Raw genomic sequence first — 17,670 nt, 5'->3', positions numbered from 1 at the left:
GACGGCGAGCCGGCGGAGCAGAAGGACCGCGGCGATGGCGCCGGACAGCGCAACGAAGGGAAGCCAAGGTGAACCGAGGCCGAAGATCCGCAGGGCCGCGGACACAACGCCGGTCAGCAGCGAGAGCAGACCGGCCAGCGCCAGGGCCAAGCGTCCGTACCGAATTCTGAAAGCCGGACCGGAGGGCCCGGCCTTGGGGCCGCCGTCGAGCCCGGAAGTTCCCGGGAAGGATTCGGTGCGCTGGATACTGGTCATGGGTTTCTCCTGCTGGGACGCCATCTGCATGACGTTCCCGGCTTGCGGGGCTGCTGTTTCTGGATCGATGGTGTCCGCCACGAGCTCGCCCGCAGGCTGCAGCTGGTGGCGTCCGTTCCGGAGCATGTAGGGGGCAACCCACACAATCCAGAGCGCAACAGCAATGACAAGGATCACAGAGCTGCTAAGAGGGAAGTCCACATCAAAACCGTATGAGCAATGCGCAGTACGGAGCCGCATTGTCCCCGGTGTGTCGCGGGGGAACTCGCAATTGACTGGATTTAGGACGTAACGGCTGGTCAGGAAGGGGCTGGCCGCTCAGGCTGGCCCGCTTTGTTGCCAGCGTTCCAGCAGCCCCCCGGGCACTTCCTCGGAGGTCAGCGCGAAGCTCCGGTGGTCCGCCCATTCGCCGTTAATGTGCAGGAACCGCGGCCGGTAGCCTTCATCGCGGAAGCCGAGCTTCTCGACCACCCGCAGGCTGGGCGCGTTTTCGGGACGAATGTTGATTTCCATCCGGTGCAGCCCCAGCGCCTGGAAGCAATAGTCCGTCACCAACGCCACGGCGGTGGGGGCGATGCCTTGGCCGGCCCGGTCCTTGTCCACCCAGTAACCCAGCGTGGCCATCATGGCCGAGCCCCACACGATCGAGGACACAGTGAGTTGTCCCACGATCACCGGTTCCCGGAAGCCCGGGGTCCATGCGGTGATGAGAAACGGCAGGGCTGTTCCCTGGGCGGCCTGGGCCTTGAGGGACCGCACCATCTGGCGGTAGTCGGGAAGGCCGCCCCCGGGAACGGGGTTTGACGCTTCCCAGGGGGCCAGCCACTCGCTGTTGCGGGAGCGGACCTCGGTCCACTCCTTGCGGTCCCGGTACCGGATCGGGCGCAACACAAGGTCTCCGCTTTCAAGCGTCACCGGCCACTGGAAGCTGCCCGGCACCGGAGCTACTTGATCAGGCTGGGAGCCAGGCTCGCGGCGAAGCCCGGCAGCCATTCCCGCAGGCCGGGACCGAGGTCGTCACTGTCGCAGGCGAGCTGGACACAGGCCTTGAGGTAGCTGAGCTTGTCGCCGGTATCGTAGCGGCGGCCGCGGAAGACCACGCCGTAGACGCCGTAGCCTTCGCCGTCACCGGAGGCGAGCTCCTGCAGCGCGTCGGTGAGCTGGATTTCGCCGCCCCGTCCCGGTTCGGTGTGTTCCAGCACTTCGAAGACCGCCGGGTGGAGGACATAGCGGCCGATGATCGCGAGATTGGACGGGGCATCTTTGACGTCAGGTTTCTCGACCAGGTGGTTGATCCGGACATACTCTTCGCCCTCTATCGCCTGAACGTCGGCGCAACCGTAGGCGCTGATCTCGGAAGGCTCAACCTCGATCAGGGCCACCACCGATCCGCCGGTCTTCGCCTGGACCTCGATCATGGTGCTGAGAAGTTCGTCGCGGGCATCGATCAGGTCATCGCCCAGCAGGACGGCAAACGGCTCGTAGCCCACGTGCTGCTTTGCACGGAGGACGGCGTGGCCAAGGCCCATCGGATCGCCCTGGCGCACGTAGTGGATGTCGCCAAGGTTGCTGGCGGCCTGGATGGACTCAAGCTTGGCGGTGTCGCCTTTGGCCTCAAGCGTGGCTTCCAGGGTGGGGACGCGGTCGAAGTGGTCCTCCAGCGCGCGCTTGTTGCGGCCGGTGATCATGAGAATGTCGCTCAGCCCGACATTGACGGCTTCCTCCACGACGTACTGGATGGCCGGCTTGTCGACGACGGGCAGCATTTCCTTGGGCATGGCCTTGGTGGCCGGCAGGAATCTGGTGCCGAGGCCGGCTGCGGGAATGACGGCCTTGCGGACGGGAGCGTTGGGTGTAGTCACTCGACTAATCTAACGGAGGGACCAAACATTGGGTAATCATTCGAGCCGGCAGGAGCCGCTGCTTCCCGGGCCGGATCATGCGGAGGGACGAGGCATCATGGCATCGAAGGAAGACATCCGGACAAGCCACCGGGCCCGGCGCGCCACACTGACACCGGCCGGGCTGGAGGCCGCCGGGGCGGGTATTGCCCGGCACGGACTTGCCTGGGCAACAAGTCTGACCGGCGGGAATCAAGGCACCTTCGCCGCCTATCTTGGCGTGGGCGCCGAGCCGCCGACCCTCCCCCTGCTGGCAGCGCTGCATGCGGCAGGGCACCAGCTTCTGCTTCCGGTGTGCGAGCCCGGCCTGGCACTGAGCTGGGTGTACTGGACGCCGTCGTCCACGTCCGTGCGGAGCCGTTACGCGCCGATCCAGGAGCCCGCCGGGTACCGCCACGACACAACCGTCATGCGGCACGCCGACGGCATTTTCCTGCCGGCCACCGCCGTGGACTTCACCGGCAACCGGATCGGCCAGGGCGGTGGCTACTACGACAAGTTCCTGGCGGCGCTGGGCACCCTCCTCCCGCCCCGGACGCCGATGTCCGACGTCGGGCTGTTGCCGCCGCTGCCGACAGCCGCCATCGTGTATGACAGCGAGGTGCTGCCCGCCGGCAGCATCCCGGCAGAGTCCTTCGACCGAAAAGTGGCCGCCGCCCTGACGCCGGCCGGCCTCGTGCAGCTGGAAGGCCGGGCTTCCGGGGACGCGCGGCCGGGGTGATAGAATTGGCACTCAGGCCCTGCGACTGCTAAGGGACGGATTTCGCCGAAGACATATCGGCGTGGATCACGTCCCGGCGGCACGGGACCTGCTCGTTTGTCCCAGAGGAGGATTTCCAGTGCCCACGTATGCATACGCCTGCAAGGACTGCAGCCACGCCTTCGAGATCGTGCAGTCGTTCACCGACAGCTCCCTCACGTCCTGCCCGGAGTGCCAGGGGACCCTGCGCAAGAAGTTCAACAGCGTTGGAGTTGTCTTCAAGGGTTCCGGCTTCTACCGGACCGACTCCCGGGACGCCAAGGGCAGCACAGTTTCCCCGGCCCCCGCTCCGGCCGCAACTCCGGCGCCTGCCGCCGCTTCCGCAAGCTAGCAACGGCCCGCGGGGCCACGGCTCCGCAGCGGTTCGCTGTCTGTCCGGCAGGGTTGTCGGGGTGCTTTATCCACATAGCCCATACCGAATCTGCCCGGATTCCACACCGCTGCGTAGTGTCGGCATATGGCCACGCATCCACGTCCTGTCCCGCCGAACTCCGGAAGGCCGCCCCGGGTCCGGAGACCCGCGGGGCAACCTCCCCGTCGGCGGCTGGTCCGCTGGCTGGGCCGGAACCGGCGGCTGGCTGTGGCACTGTTGCTGTGCCTCGCCGCAGGTCTCACGGTGCAGCAATTGACTCCGGCCCCGGCCTACAGTGTCTCCGCCGTCGCCGCGGCCAGGGACCTCCCTGCGGGGGAGACGCTCAGCACGGACGATCTGATAGTCCTGGGCGTTCCCCGCGCACTGGTTCCGGCAAGCAGCTACGGCAGCACCGACTCCCTGCACGGCAAGCAGCTTGCTGTGGCCCTCCGCAAGGGCCAACTGCTGTCCGATTCACAGCTCCTGGGGCCTGGCCTGCTGGCGGGAAGCCCTCCGGGATCCGCCGCAGTGCCGCTCCGGATGGCGGATGCCGCCTCGATCCAGCTGCTCTCCCCGGGACAACTCGTCAACGTGGTCATGACAACGGGCAACAGCTTTGACCAGCCCGCGGCTTCCCAGGTGCTGGCCGCCGCGGTTCCGGTGCTGTGGACCTCCGGCCACGGCACCGGGGCCGGCCCCTGGCTGGCGGCCGGGGAAACCGATGGCCTCCTCGTCGTGGCGGCCGATGCTGATCAGGCGCGTCGTCTCGCTGGTGCATCCACGCAGGGGAAGCTGTTCTTTGTCCTTGTCGCGGCCGTTCCCGGATAGCCGATCCGGCCGGCCAGGAGCCCCGCTCAAAGCGGCTCCGGAACCGTGCCAGCCCGGTGCGGCGTCAGCCCTGAAGGACCTAGCCCCAGTGCGGAGGCTTCTGTTCCTCGAGCCAGGAGTCGTGGTCGTAGCCGCCCGGTTCGTCGCCCCAGCGCCGCGGGTCGTCCTCGGCGGCCTTGTTCGGCAGCACGCCGGCCGGAACCGCAGCCGGTGAAGACTGCTGCTGCGCCTTGTCCCGGCTGCCGTCCTGGACGTTGCCGTTGTTCCGGGTTTCGCCGTTGTTCTGGGTCCTGCCGTCCGCATTCATGCCGCGCCGGCCTCCTTACTGCCCTGATCTGTTCTAAACTGTTACGCACTGTCCGGCCATGCGGTCGGGGCACGCCCCTCCGAAGCCTGCGCTTCGTTGACGGCAAGGTTCTCCACGTCGTCGTCGAAGAATCCCGGCGACGCCTGTTTCCGGTGCGTCACGGCCGGCTTTTCCAGGCCCAGGTATCCGCCGATACGGTCGGCACAGGCCGAGGGATCGGTGAAAACCTCTATGGTCCATAGTGGCATGTACCGCCAGCCAAGGCGCTCCAGGAGCTGAGGGCGGAGCCTGCTGCGTTCGCGGACGGTCAGCCGGCGGTACTGTTCGGTGCCGTCGGATTCAATTGCCACGGGCCGGGGAATCTCGGCGTCGTCCTGACCGAGCGTGCTCAAGGGGTCGGCCGCGGCCACCATGTTCAGGGCGCCGTCGTACTGGTGCCAGACCCGGGCACCCCTGGCCCGCAGCCGGTCACCGAGGTCCGCCACGAGCGGGTCCGCGCCCAGGGCTTGTTCGCTGGCAGCGGCCCGCGACGCCGGGCTGCCGAGATCGGAGTTGCCCGCGATTTCACGGTCCAGCAGCTCGTAGAAGTCAACCGCGCCGTGACTGAGCCGCGTCACGTCGAGGTCCTCGGGACGGAAGCAGGTGAGCACGTGCAGCGAGCGGCGCGCCCGTGTCATGGCGAGGGCGAACCTGGCGCGGCCACCATCGGCGGAGAGCGGTCCCAGGCTGTGGAGCGCCCGCCCGTGCGGGGTGCGTCCGTAGCCCGGCGAGAAGATCACGTGATCGCGGACAAGGCCCTGGGCGCGTTCCAGGTCCACAACGCGGAAGGATTCGTCCCCGGCGGTGAAGAAACTGGCCAGCAGCGGATAGTTGGGCAGCTGCAGCCGGATGGACTCGCCGATCCGGGCTGCGTGCCGGAGGCTGCCGGTGACGACGGCAAGCGACGTCCGCGGCCGCAGCCGGGCGTGTTCGAAGACAAGCTCCACCGCACGGTTGACCTCGGCCACGACGGATTCGACACCGTCGTGGTCCGCGCTGGGCAGTCCCGTACCGTCCGGAAGGTATTCCACCGTCATGGCGCGGTCCAGCCCGGTGGCGGACTGGCCCTCCGGCAACCGGCGCAGTCCGCCGTCGTAGAAGCCCTTGCTCAGTTGCCGCACGAGGTCTTCGTCGACGGCGCGGTAGACGGTGCGCAGGTTCCAGGCCGGCAACACGGCGGCCAGCGCCTTGTAAGCACTCTCGATGCCCTGATGGGAGCTCTCGCCGGCGGCAAGCCGCTCCACACCCACGGTGAAGGTCCTTGGGCTGGCGATCCGGTCGTCGCCAAAAGCAATGACCTGTTTGGCGCGGGCGATGGCCGGCAGGACAGCCTGCAGCGACGTTGCCTCGGCATCGAGGATGACAACGGCGTCGAACCTCTGTTCCACCGGCAAAACCGCCGTCAGGAGATAGGGGCTGACCGACCACACCGGTACGAGCATGGGCAGCAGCTCCGAGGCCTGGCCGGTCAGCGCCGACAGGGTCACCCGGCCGTCCTTGAGCAGGCTGCGCAGCAGTTCCGCCTGGCGCGGGTGCTCCGCGATGGCGGCCCNGCCAGCGTTCGGCCAGCTGCCAGCGCAGCCGGGCCGCGCCACTGGCGATGTGGGCGTTGTCCGCGAGACGGTACTCCGCTTCGAGCTGGCGCAGGGCGTCGCCGTCGGACATGGCCAGATAATCGTCCCCGCTGATCATGGCTTCCAGCGCCGACTGCCACCAGGCGAGCTCGAGCTCCGCGGCCACCGATCCGGCGGGAACCTCGCGCTCGGCAAGGTCGGCGAGCAGTTCGCCAAGGCCGTGCTCGCGCATATTCTCGACCAGGAGGGTCCGCTCGGGCAGGGTCTCGAGTGTTCCGGTGTCTGCAACCAGCCGGTCCAGTCGCTCCATGAGCTCCTCGTAGGGCGTGCCGTGCAACTCGCCGCCCGCCGCCGTGTGCCTGACGGCCTGGCCCAGCTCGGCCAGCTCCGCTTCCAGCTCGCGGTACAGGGCGATGATCTCCCCCAGGCCGGACGGGACCGCCGGATGGCGCTGCGTCGTGGCGTAGCCGGCCCATGCGGCCCTCTGCTCCTGGACGAGGACCAGGGAGTTGTGCAGGTCGGCGATGTGGACGCCCGGGCGGACATATTCCTTAGCCACCCGGCGCAGGCGCGAACGCTGCATGGACGGCATCTCGATGTTCCGCTCGCGCCGCCAGGAGGAGGCTGCGGTGGCGGAGATGAGGTCGTGGACCGGACGGTCGAAGATGTCAGGGGTGAATTTGTCGAGGCTTTCGCGGACCGCGACCAGCAGTTCAACCTGGTCGCCCCACTCGGTAAACGAACGGCCCAGGCGGATCTCTGCGTGTTCGGCGACGCCGTTCATCAGGTCGCGCAGTTCCGGCAGCTTCCGGGCCACGGATCGGGCAACCTGCTGGGCTTCCTGGGTTTCCTTGCGGGTCAGGAGGCGGGCGCCGTGCCAGGGGCTTGTTGTCGAGGCCCGGCTGAAGCTTCCCAGTTCGGCCGCCCGGTGAAGGCGGCCGGCAAGCTCCTCGCGGTCCCGGATATTGTCCAGCACGCTGCGCTTGAGCCGGACGGTGGTGGCGGGTGCCGGCTGGATGGAGGTCAGCCCGGCCAGCGACTGCATGGCCTCGTACGGCGAGCAGCCCCAGCGCTGGCGGACGTTGTGCAGTGAGGCGACATGGTCCCGAAGGGCGTGGCGGTGCTCGATCAGGGTGGTGTGGAGGTTGCTGAGCTGGGGCTCGAGGGATTTCTCATTGCGCACGATGGCCCCGACCAGCTGACCCTTGAGCTGCAGCGGAGTGGCGTTCCCGGCGAGCTGAAACAAGGTGGAGTCCAGCCCCAGGGCGTCCAGTTGGGCGGAAATTTCGCCCAGGCTGGCACGCCGGTCCCCCACCACCAGGACGGTCTTGCCCTGATCGACCAAGGCACCGATGGTATTGATGGCCGTCTGGGTCTGGCCGGTGCCCGGCGGGCTACTGACCACCAGCGAGTCCCCGGCACGGACAGCGTCGACGACGTACTGCTGGTCGGTGTCGGCGTCGAGCAGCAGCAGCTCATCGGCGGGATCCCGCTCGTCGGTGCTCGGGAACCGCCCGGCCTTGAGCTCGGGAACCTCCACCGCCCCACCCGCGGCTGCGCGGCCCAGCGCCACGACGAGGGGGTGGCTCTCGTTGATCCACGGGTCGTCGAGGCTTCCGGACAGGTCGGCGAAGGTGGACACCAGCAGGTTGTGTTCGACCTCGGCGCCGTGGATGGGCTGGATGAGCGTGCCGAGGCGGTCGAGGACCGGCTGCGGATCAAACCGGGCGGTGCTGTATGCCATGCGGGTGACGGCGTTGACGTCGAACACGATCCCGTGGATGGTCTTCAGGTGCCGGATCAGGGCCGGGTTGATCTTGGCCTGTTCCGTCAACTGCAGTTCGTAGTCGTCCTCGCCCGGGCGGACCGTGAGGGAGATGGCGGTCAGCATGACCGGTGCCGAGACGCGCTGGGGTATGCCTCCGACGGCGGACGTCCAGACGACCGTGCCCGCAGAGAAGTATCCCGCGTCGATGCCGCGGTCGTTGGCAAGTTCGAAGATCTTGGACCGCAGATTGCGGGAAGCCCGCGCGGCGACGACGTACTGCTGGTGGTCACGGATCAGGGTGGAGAGGCGGGTGCGCCGCCCGGCCATCAGCTGCGCCAGTCCGGAGGGATGGGCATGGGTCAGGTCGATGGAGCCCTCGGGCGTCTTGGTGAAGCGCAGCATGGTGTCTGCTCCGGTGACAGGCTTGAGCCCCGACAGCCATTTCCTAAGCTCCTCCGAGCCCTCGGGGTGGCCTTGACCAACTGACACTTCTGCCTTCTTTTCTGTGCTCGCGTTTACTCTGCTCACGGTTTCCGTGCTCGCGCGGGACGTCCTGGACCATACCGGCATGCTTTCGAGGGTAGCCCGAATCCTGCGCCGGAGAGACGACGCAACACTGGGGGGACACAAATTCGACGCGAATTCGCCGGAGAGCCTTGCCCCGCCAGACGAGGCCGCACCGTCTCCGCCGGGCAGACCCGGACAGACGTGAAATGACCGGCCTCCTCCCGGAGACCGGCCATTCCGTTAGCCCGTTACGGGGCTATTCCCACTCGATGGTTCCCGGCGGCTTACTGGTCACGTCGAGCACGACGCGGTTCACGCCATCCACCTCGTTGGTGATGCGATTGGAGATCCTGGCCAGCAGATCGTAGGGCAGCCGCGACCAGTCCGCCGTCATGGCGTCCTCGGAGGACACGGGGCGCAACACGATCGGGTGGCCGTAGGTGCGGCCATCGCCCTGGACGCCGACGCTGCGGACATCGGCCAGCAGTACGACCGGCATCTGCCAGACCTCGTTGTCGAGGCCGGCGGCGGTCAGTTCGGCGCGCGCGATGGCGTCTGCCTTGCGGAGCAGATCCAGCCGCTCCTTGGTGACCTCGCCGACGATCCGGATGCCGAGGCCCGGTCCCGGGAACGGCTGGCGTCCGACGATTTCCTGCGGCAGGCCAAGTTGGGCGCCGACGGCGCGGACTTCATCCTTGAACAGGGCGCGCAGCGGTTCGACGAGTTCGAACTGCAGGTCTTCGGGCAGGCCGCCCACGTTGTGGTGGCTCTTGATGTTCGCGGCACCTTCGCCGCCGCCGGATTCGACGACGTCGGGGTACAGGGTGCCCTGCACGAGGAACTTGATCTTCTCGCCGTGCGCGGCCGCCTCGGCGATGATCGCCTGCTCGGCTTCCTCGAAGGCGCGGATGAACTCGCGGCCGATGATCTTGCGTTTCGTCTCCGGGTCGCTGACGCCGGCGAGGGCCGACTGGAAGCGCTCCTGCTCGTTGGCGACGTAGAGCTTGACGCCGGTCGCGGCCACGAAGTCGCGTTCGACCTGTTCGGCTTCGCCTTCGCGCAGCAGTCCGTGGTCAACGAACACACATGTCAGCTGGTCGCCGACGGCGCGCTGGACCAGGGCGGCGGCCACGGCGGAGTCAACGCCGCCGGACAGGCCACAGATGACCCGGGCGTCGCCAACCTGTTCGCGGATCCGGTCAACCTGCTCGTCGAGAATGTTGCCTGCGGTCCAATTCGGTTCCAGCTTGGCGCCCTTGAACAGGAAGTTCTCCAGGACCTGCTGGCCGTACGCGGAGTGCTTCACCTCGGGGTGCCACTGCACGCCGTAGAGGCACTTTTCCTCGTTGGCAAAAGCTGCGACCTCGGCGCCTGCTGTCGTCGCCAGGACCTCGAAGCCTTCGGGGGCCTCGTGGACGGAGTCGCCGTGGCTCATCCAGGTGCTCTGGTGCTGCGGCATGCCGGCCAGGATGGAGCGGCCTTCGCCGATGGTGGTGGTTTCGGTGGCACCGTATTCGCGGAGTCCGGTCTGGGCCACCTTGCCGCCGAGCGCGTTGGCCATGGCCTGGAAGCCGTAGCAGATGCCGAAGACCGGGATACCGGCTTCGAACAGGTCGGCGCCGACGCTGGGGGCGCCGTCGGCGTAGACGCTCGCGGGGCCGCCCGAGAGGATGATGGCGGCGGGGTTCTTGGCCAGGAGCTGCTCGGTGCTGTAGGTATGCGGAACCACTTCCGAATACACGTTCGCTTCCCGGACGCGGCGGGCGATCAGCTGCGCGTACTGGGCACCGTAGTCAACAACCAGCACGGGCTTGTGGGACGTCTGGGATGCAGTGGGAGTAGTCACCGTACTAGCCTACTTTGCGGCGCCGCCCGCCCGCACATTGAGAAGCCGGTCCGGGCCCGGGAAGGGCCGCCGGGTAAGCGAACTCACTCCGGGCCAGGTGCCCCGCACTCAGTAGCGCTGCGGGGCCTGCGGGTTCGCGGCAAGTTCGGCTTCCACCTCGGCGTGGAACTTCTTCTCCACGAAGAACGAGAGGAACGGCACAACACCGCCGAGGGCCAGGATGATCATTTTCGCGAACGGCCAGCGCATCAGCGACCACAGGCGGAAGTTGGACATGAGATACACGACGTACATCCAGCCGTGCACGATCAGGACCGTGACGGACAGATTCACGCCGCCGATGACGCCAGGCGGCTCGGCGTCGGCGAAGCCGAAGCCGAACGGCTCCCCGGTGACGGCGTTGGTGCCGCCCGCGAAGAGGTACTGGCCGAAGACATACCGGGCAATCAGTTCCGCGCAGAGCAGGAGCAGCATCCCGCCTGTCATGTACGCGAGGACCTTGTAGAACTTCAGCGCGGAGCGGATCTGCGCCTCGGTTCCGCCAAAACGGCGCTTCTTGCCGCGCCCGCTTCCCGGGGCGTTGGACTGCTGCGGCTGGACGGCCGGCTGGGGCTCGATCATGATTGCACTTTCGGGTCGGCGGGGTGAGGGTCGGTGGGGTGCGGGTGCGGGGAATGCAGCGCCGCGGCTTCCTGCTCCTCGTCGAGGGCATCCTCGAGCCCCCGGCGGTAGTCGTCCTTGACCAGGCGCCACCAGATGAACAGTGCGAAGCCGGCGAACACCACCCACTCGGCAGCGTAGAAGAGATTGAGCCAGTTGACCTTCCCGGCAGGAGGCTGCGGCCCGATGTTCAGCGGCAACACGACCCCACCGGCCGCGGCCACACTGACGTCGCTGCCGCCGGAGGTCTCTGAGCTCGCGGCGACAAATCCGGGGTAACTGCTCACTTCCCAGATGTTGATGAGTTCCGCGACGGAAACGGCGCTGGCCCGTCCGGGGCCGGCGTCGGTCCCCGGAAGCGGGGCTTCGGACGGCAGCAGCCGTCCGGTCAATTCAATGGTGCCCGACGGCGGCGCGGAGGCATCCGCGGGGTCGGCAACCCAGCCCCTGGCAACCGGAATCCAGGTCTGCGGCGTTGCGCCGGCTCCGGTCAGGACGGGGGCGTCCTTCACGGCCAGGGCCGAAACGATCCAGTAGCCCGTGGCGCCGTCGTGCAGGCGGCCCGGGACCAGGACCTGCTTCTGCGGATCATAGCTGCCGGTGGCGGTGACGACCTGGTCAGCGACCGAGCCGGGGAAGAAGTCGCCGGGATGCAGCACCGTGGTGAGGGCTTTGGGTTCCTCGGTGGTGGTGGAGACCATCACCTCAGGCTGGGTTGAGCGGCCGAACTGCCACTGGCTGAGCAACACAAACACCCCTGATACGACGATCGCGAACACTAGTCCTGCGATCCAGCGGGGTTTGAGGGCAGTTTTCAACACCCCTTAACCGTACTTCGTCGGCGTGTAGAACAACGAAACGGGTCTGCGGGGCCGCCTGGTTTCAGTGGTCGAAAAAGACCAGGCTGGAGTTGATGAGTTCCGCGATCACTTCGGGGTCGTAGGCACGCCGGAGCGATTCGCGGAAGGATTCCTTCGACAACGACCGGGCCAGGGTGGCCAGCACTTCAAGGTGCTCGGAGAAGGAACTGGCCGGGGTTGCGATCAGCAGCACCACGGTGGCCGGCCCATCGGCGGCCCCGAAGTCGAGCGCCCTGCCGTATTTCGTGATGCCGACGGCGATGGTGGTCCGGGAGACGAACTCACTGCGGGCATGGGGCAGGCCGATGCCGCCCGGCAGGCCCGTGGCCAGCTGGTGTTCACGGGCGTTGACGTGCTTCAGGAAACCTGGAAGATCGGAAATGCGTCCGGCGGCGTGCATCCGTTCCGCCAACTGGGCGGTTGCGTCGAGCTTGTCTGTGGCATCCATTTCGAGGATCACCATCTCGGGAGTGGTGAGCTCGGCGTCATACCGGTCCAGTGGTTCCGCCAAGAGGTATCCCTTCGAAGTGGCGTCAGTGAGCCTGCTGTCCCGGGTGGGGCTGCAGGCGGACGCTGCCGGTCAGCGCAGCGGAACGATGTTCTCGACGCCCATGCGTGCTGCGTCAGCGGATTCGTCGTCCGGCTGCTCCTGGCTGAGCCGTTCGGCGTCGACCCGGGCCAGGTAGTGCTTGATCTCGCCCTCGCGCTGCGCATCGCTCCAGCCCAGGACATCTCCGATCAGTTTAGCGACTACCGGCGCGGCGGACACACCGCGGTCCCACGCCTCGATCGATATCCGGGTCCGGCGGGTCAGCACGTCCTGCACATGGCGGGCGCCCTCATGGGTGGCGGCGTAGACGGCCTCGGCGGCAAGGTAGTCGTCCGCGCCGGGCAGGGGCTCGCCCAGTTCCGGGTTCTCGGTGATGAGAGCCAGCACTTCGGGGGCCATGGAGCCGTAGCGGTTGAGCAGGTGCTCGATCCGCGCCACGTGGACGCCGGTCTCCTCGGCCATCCGGTTCCGTTTGTTCCAGGCGGCCTTGAAGCCGCTGGCGCCCAGCAGCGGAATGGATTCGGTGCAGCTGGGCGGCACGCGCTCGTCCATGCTGCGGGTTGCCTCGTCAACGGCGTCCTTGGCCATGACCCGGTAGGTGGTCCATTTGCCTCCGGCCACCACAACGAGCCCGGGCACCGGATGCGCCACGACGTGTTCGCGGGAAAGTTTGGCCGTGGAGTCGTTTTCGCCGGCCAGCAGCGGCCGGAGTCCGGCGTAGACGCCCTCGACATCCTCACGGGTCAGCGGCCGCTTCAGGACCTTGTTTACGTGTTCAAGGATGTAGTCAATGTCCTTGCTCGATGCCGCCGGGTGCGCCTTGTCCAGATGCCAGTCGGTGTCCGTGGTGCCGATAATCCAGTGCCGGCCCCAGGGGATGACGAAAAGGACGGACTTTTCGGTCCGCAGGATCAGTCCCACGGTCGATTGGAAGCGGTCCCGCGGCACCACGAGGTGGATGCCCTTGGAGGCGCGCACCTTGAGTTGGCCGCGGTCGGTCACCATGGCCTGGGTCTCGTCGGTCCAGACGCCCGTGGCATTGATGACCTGCTTGGCTTTGATGTTGAAGGTGGAGCCGTCCTCGTGGTTGACCACCTTGGCGCCGACCACGCGTTCGCCTTCCCGGAGGAAGGCGACCACGGACGTCTGGTTCACCGCGTGGGCGCCATAGTAGGCGGCGGTGCGGACCAGGTTGGCGCAATACTTGGCGTCGTCGACCTGTCCGTCGTAGTACCGGATGGAACCGACGAACGCATCGTCCTTGAGGCTCGGCGCGGCCCGGAGGGTCCCCCGGCGGCTCAGGTGTTTGTGGAACGGCACGCCCCGGCGCTGGCCGGTGGAGATGGACATGGCGTCGTACAAGGCGATGCCGGCGCCCACGTAGGGCCGTTCCAGGAAGGGCTTGGTCAGCGGGTACAGGAAAGGTACGGGCCGGGCGAGGTGCGGGGCGAGCGCGGACAGGATCAGCCCGCGTTCGTGCAGCGCCTCTTTGACCAGTGCGAAGTCGAGCATCTCCAGGTAGCGGAGGCCACCGTGGATCAGCTTTGAGGAGCGGGAAGACGTGCCTGCGGCCCAGTCGTTGGCCTCGACGATGCCGACGCTCAGGCCGCGCGTGATGGCGTCCAGGGCGGCGCCGGTGCCGACGATGCCTCCGCCGACGATCAGGATGTCGAGTTCTTTCCCAGGGTCCGTGGTGCCCCTCAGTACCGCGAGCGAAGCTTCGCGTTCCGCGGGTCCCAGGGCACCGCCGGTCTTGGGAGAACCGCCCGGCAAACTGTTCATGTCACGCCTCCATCCGGATCAAAGCTCGTAGTGCACCAGACTACGTCCAACTTCCCCGGATGGGCAGGGGGCGCTCAGTTGCCGGAGTAGGGCGACACGACGACGTCGACGCGCTGGAATTCCTTCAGGTCCGAGTAGCCGGTGGTCGCCATCGAGCGGCGCAGCGCACCGATCAGGTTGGACGTCCCGTTGGTGTGGTGGCCCGGTCCGAAAAGGACCTCCTCGAGCGGTCCGACGGTGCCGACATTGACCCTGTCGCCGCGGGGAAGCTCAAGGTGGTGCGCTTCCTGGCCCCAATGCCAGCCCTTGCCCGGGGCTTCTTCGGCGCGGGCAAGTGCGCTGCCGAGCATCACGGCGTCGGCGCCCATGGCGATGGCCTTGACGATGTCGCCGGAGGATCCCATGCCGCCGTCGGCGATTACATGAACGTAGCGTCCGCCGGACTCATCCATGTAGTCACGGCGGGCAGCGGCGACGTCGGAGATGGCGGAGGCCATCGGCGAGTGGATGCCGAGGGCGCGGCGGGTGGTGCTCGTGGCGCCGCCGCCGAAGCCGACCAGCACGCCGGCGGCACCAGTACGCATCAGGTGCAGGGCCGGGGTGTAACCAGCGGCGCCGCCGACGATCACGGGGACGTCGAGTTCATAGATGAACTGCTTGAGGTTCAGGGGCTCGTGGTCCTTCGAGACATGCTCGGCGGAGACCGTGGTGCCGCGGATCACGAAGATGTCGACGCCGGCGGCCACCACGGTCTTGTAGTGTTCCTGGGTCCGCTGCGGGGTGAGGGAACCGGCAACCGTGACGCCCGCGGCGCGGATTTCCGCGAGCCGGGTGCTGATCAGCTCCGGCTGGATCGGGGCCTGGTAGAGCTCCTGCATGCGCCGGGTGACAGCGGGGCTGTTGGTCTCGTCCTGGAGCGCGCCGATCTGGTCCAGCACGGCCTGCGGGTCCTCATACCGGGTCCAGAGGCCCTCAAGGTCGAGAACGCCGAGTCCGCCGAGCCGGCCCAGGGCGATGACAGTTTCCGGGGACATGGCCGAATCCATGGGAGCGGCAATGACCGGCATGTCGAACTTGTAGGCGTCGATCTGCCAGGCGACGGACACATCCTTGGGGTCACGCGTCCGTCGGTTGGGGACGATCGCAATGTCATCCAGGGAGTAGGCACGACGCCCACGCTTGCCACGGCCAATCTCAATCTCGTAAGTCACTGCTCTAGGTTATCCCAGCCGCGGCACCGGCCACGGACCCGGCGGGACCGTGGAGCCGGAATGTGCCCGGGACTGCAGCGGGAGGAGCTGCCATGGGCAGCGGTGCCCATGGCAGCCGCCCGCAGAATCCCATAACCTGAGGAAAACCGGCCTCGACGAGCGCCCTTGCCCCACTCCTAGGAGGACCACCCATGGCCCCTGGCCTCTATGGCGCCGATATTGAACAGTTGAGGTCACTTTCAAAATCCATGGGACTTTCCGGGTCGCGCCTGTCGGACACCGAACACAGGATCAACGCCCTGGTCGCCAGCGCCGCATGGAAGGGTACCGACGCGGGACGCTTCCAGAGCGAGTGGACCGGCACGTTGCGCCCCATGCTCAACAAAGCGACACAGTCACTGATCGAAGCCTCCAAAGTTCTTCTCACACAGGCCGACGAGCAGCAAGGGGCCAGCGCGCAAGGTGGCGGCGGCGCTGGTGCCGGGCCCGGCGGACCCGCAGGCCCCGTCGCCGGAGGCACCCCTGCCACCGGGCTGGAAGGCATTCTCTCGGGAGCCGGAAGCACGCCATGGTGGGCCGCCAATGCGGCAGTCACCGGCGCCGGCCTTTACGCGGACGATCTGCTGGCGACCATGGCCAAGGGCGGGCTTGTCACAAAACTGACGAACTGGCCCATGCTCAGCGCACAGTACGGCCAGGCCGCGGAAGCCGGTTACGTCCGGGGAACCCAGCTTGCCAACGGGACGTCCATGTTGGGACGCCTTTCCGGCGGACTGGGCATAGTTACCGGTGGGCTGCAGTTGACGCAAGGATTGTCCACCGGCAACACCGGGATGGCGGTCGACGGCGGCATCTCCACCGTCCTTGCGGCCGGGAGCTTCATCCCGGGCGCCGGCCCCTTCTTCGCTGTTGCCGGCATCGCATGGGGCGGCATGGGCCTGCTGGCAGGCAAACTTGGCTACGGTTCCGCCTCGGAGATGATCGGGGATGCAGCCGGAAATGCAGCCGATGCTGTGGCCGAGGGCGCGAAGAAGGTCTGGGGCTGGCTCACCTGAGCGCCCACCTTCCCTAGACTTAGAACCGAGACCTGTCGCCCGAAAGGCTGCTATGACCACTCAAGACGACGCACCCCTGCTCATCACCGAACACGAATTGATTGCCTTGATCGCGTTGGCGGGCACCAGCGGGGCCCTCAAATGCCAGCGCATGTTCAGGCTCGACCATACCGCCGGCGCACCCTTGGAACAGGCGGGTGTGGCCACGCTCCTGGAACGAGGGCTCATGACGATCGAGGGAGAAGGTCTCCTGCCGGCCGGGCCCGCCACGAGCGTCACCGCCGCACTGGCAAGTTCGGACGCCTGGCTGGAAATCGCATTGGTCACTCCCAGGGCTGAACACGTCTATTTCCTCTTCGGTTCCGCCGACGGCGCTTTGATCCTCAGCCTCAGCAAATACGGCGTGCACGAACTGCGCCCGCTCACCAACGCTGACGGCATGTTCACCACTGCCATCGAGATGGTGAATTTCTACCTTGGCACCGCACCGGACGGACGGCCGGCCGCGGGCACGCTCCGCAGGCACCTTGCCGACGACTCGTTCCGCGCCGTCCACGTCAAGGCGGGAGCGGATGGTTCCCTTGAACTGCGCGAAGGCGACGGTGAGGCCCTCCCCGCCACTGCACTGCTTCCGGAAGACCTGGAACAACGCCTTCGCCAGGGGCTGGGTCTGTAGTCCGACATGAACGTTCCAACCCCTTTCCCCGCGGGCCAGACCGCGCACCCTCTTGACTACTGGACTTCTCCCGAGCTGGCACGGGTCAGTCCACCCAACGCCCCCTCCCGCTTGCGGCAGTTGGCTGATGCCCAGGGCACCCTTGCCGCAGCCTGGAGCAGCGCCATCGGATCCGGGCCCCTTTTGCTCCTGACCGGCGGCTTCGTCTCGGCCATGTCAGGCAACCCCGTCTGGGTCTTGATCCTCGGCTTGCTGGGCGTTGCGTTGACGGTGCTGGGCGTGGTCGCCTGGAAGCGGGTACGCGGCACACTGCCGAACGCCAAGAGGCTCCTCATCGCCCGTGGCCCCGGGTCGGCGCGCGGCGGCGTCATGATGGTGGCCGTGCTGGCCATCATTCTGGGCGGTATCTTGGCCACCGCTATTCCCGGGATCGCCTCCCGGGGAACTGCGACGCTGGTCGCGGTAAGCGGCGCGTATGTCCTCCTCGTGGCTCTTCTGGCAGCCTTTATCCTCATCCCGTCGGTCGTCCTGGGACGGGCCCGGCAGTCCTTCCGGCGAAGGATCCAGACGGACCCGGAGCTCCGCGCAGCGGTGGAAGGCGATCTCGCCCTGTGGCGCGACCCCCACGGCAACGCTGGGTACGGACCCCTGTAGATGCCGGCGGGCGGGGCGGAATCTGACGCGCAGCATCTGCAGGACGGCGTGACGGATCTGCACCGCATCGACTCGGCAAGCATCG

At 67.3% G+C, this 17,670-nt stretch carries 14 protein-coding genes and 2 pseudogenes; 6 read left to right on the top strand and 10 right to left on the bottom strand.

The genetic code is table 11. The features are described 5' to 3' along the window. The 3 genes and pseudogenes from K789_RS0114835 to galU all read right to left on the bottom strand — a co-directional run. Window positions 1–456, bottom strand: a pseudogene (locus tag K789_RS0114835) (hypothetical protein); the annotation flags it as partial. A 117-nt stretch (window positions 457–573) separates the two neighbouring features. Next, the gene (locus K789_RS0114830; RefSeq protein ID WP_024367441.1) at window positions 574–1,194 is read right to left on the bottom strand and encodes a GNAT family N-acetyltransferase; all 621 of its coding nucleotides are present in this window, start codon (window positions 1,192–1,194) and stop codon (window positions 574–576) included. Window positions 1,195–1,199: 5 nt separating this feature from the next. Further along, window positions 1,200–2,117 (bottom strand): UTP--glucose-1-phosphate uridylyltransferase GalU, encoded by a 918-nt coding sequence (gene galU / locus K789_RS0114825; RefSeq protein ID WP_024367440.1) that lies wholly within the window; start codon window positions 2,115–2,117, stop codon window positions 1,200–1,202. A 97-nt stretch (window positions 2,118–2,214) separates the two neighbouring features. Between galU and K789_RS0114820 the strand changes: the two genes are divergently transcribed. The 3 genes from K789_RS0114820 to K789_RS0114810 all read left to right on the top strand — a co-directional run bounded on the left by K789_RS0114820 (window position 2,215) and on the right by K789_RS0114810 (window position 4,096). Further along, a complete protein-coding gene (locus K789_RS0114820; RefSeq protein WP_024367439.1) occupies window positions 2,215–2,877 on the top strand; it encodes a 5-formyltetrahydrofolate cyclo-ligase in 663 nt (220 codons plus the stop codon). 118 nt (window positions 2,878–2,995) lie between these two features. Continuing rightward, window positions 2,996–3,247 (top strand): FmdB family zinc ribbon protein, encoded by a 252-nt coding sequence (locus K789_RS0114815; RefSeq protein ID WP_024367438.1) that lies wholly within the window; start codon window positions 2,996–2,998, stop codon window positions 3,245–3,247. A gap of 126 nt (window positions 3,248–3,373) precedes the next feature. After that, window positions 3,374–4,096: an RcpC/CpaB family pilus assembly protein gene (locus K789_RS0114810; RefSeq protein ID WP_084507583.1), complete on the top strand. Its 723-nt coding sequence runs from the start codon at window positions 3,374–3,376 to the stop codon at window positions 4,094–4,096. Between the two features lie 79 nt (window positions 4,097–4,175). Here K789_RS0114810 and K789_RS23240 read toward each other — a convergent pair. The 7 genes and pseudogenes from K789_RS23240 to K789_RS0114775 form a co-directional block, all read right to left on the bottom strand. After that, window positions 4,176–8,354 (bottom strand): annotated as a pseudogene (locus K789_RS23240) (AAA family ATPase). A gap of 193 nt (window positions 8,355–8,547) precedes the next feature. After that, a complete protein-coding gene (guaA, locus tag K789_RS0114800) occupies window positions 8,548–10,137 on the bottom strand; it encodes a glutamine-hydrolyzing GMP synthase (RefSeq protein ID WP_024367436.1) in 1,590 nt (529 codons plus the stop codon). 108 nt (window positions 10,138–10,245) lie between these two features. Continuing rightward, on the bottom strand, window positions 10,246–10,758 hold the full coding sequence (locus K789_RS0114795) for a DUF3817 domain-containing protein (RefSeq protein WP_024367435.1): 513 nt from the start codon (window positions 10,756–10,758) through the stop codon (window positions 10,246–10,248). Continuing rightward, entirely contained in the window at window positions 10,755–11,618 is an 864-nt protein-coding gene (locus tag K789_RS0114790; protein ID WP_024367434.1) for an SURF1 family protein, read from the bottom strand. The genes K789_RS0114795 and K789_RS0114790 overlap by 4 nt, the downstream gene beginning before the upstream one ends. A 61-nt stretch (window positions 11,619–11,679) precedes the next feature. Next, window positions 11,680–12,168 (bottom strand): PTS sugar transporter subunit IIA, encoded by a 489-nt coding sequence (locus K789_RS0114785; RefSeq protein ID WP_024367433.1) that lies wholly within the window; start codon window positions 12,166–12,168, stop codon window positions 11,680–11,682. A 69-nt stretch (window positions 12,169–12,237) separates the two neighbouring features. Then, window positions 12,238–13,989 carry a glycerol-3-phosphate dehydrogenase/oxidase gene (locus tag K789_RS0114780; RefSeq protein WP_024367432.1) on the bottom strand — a complete coding sequence of 584 codons (1,752 nt, stop codon included), beginning with the start codon at window positions 13,987–13,989 and terminating at the stop codon, window positions 12,238–12,240. Window positions 13,990–14,063: 74 nt separating this feature from the next. Next, the gene (locus K789_RS0114775; protein WP_024367431.1) at window positions 14,064–15,200 is read right to left on the bottom strand and encodes a GuaB3 family IMP dehydrogenase-related protein; all 1,137 of its coding nucleotides are present in this window, start codon (window positions 15,198–15,200) and stop codon (window positions 14,064–14,066) included. 191 nt (window positions 15,201–15,391) lie between these two features. On the opposite strand from K789_RS0114775, the gene K789_RS0114770 reads away from it, so the two are divergent. From K789_RS0114770 to K789_RS0114760, 3 genes are read left to right on the top strand one after another with little or no spacing between them, the layout of a single operon-like run. Beyond that, window positions 15,392–16,255 (top strand): hypothetical protein, encoded by an 864-nt coding sequence (locus K789_RS0114770; RefSeq protein WP_024367430.1) that lies wholly within the window; start codon window positions 15,392–15,394, stop codon window positions 16,253–16,255. 52 nt (window positions 16,256–16,307) lie between these two features. Next, window positions 16,308–16,931: a hypothetical protein gene (locus K789_RS0114765; RefSeq protein ID WP_024367429.1), complete on the top strand. Its 624-nt coding sequence runs from the start codon at window positions 16,308–16,310 to the stop codon at window positions 16,929–16,931. A gap of 6 nt (window positions 16,932–16,937) precedes the next feature. Continuing rightward, complete coding sequence (locus K789_RS0114760; protein ID WP_024367428.1) at window positions 16,938–17,585, top strand: hypothetical protein; 648 nt, start codon at window positions 16,938–16,940, stop codon at window positions 17,583–17,585. The last annotated feature ends 85 nt before the right edge of the window (window positions 17,586–17,670 follow it).

Source organism: Arthrobacter sp. TB 26 (assembly GCF_000427315.1).
Classification (GTDB): domain Bacteria; phylum Actinomycetota; class Actinomycetes; order Actinomycetales; family Micrococcaceae; genus Arthrobacter.
This window is presented reverse-complemented; position numbering and strand designations above follow the sequence as displayed.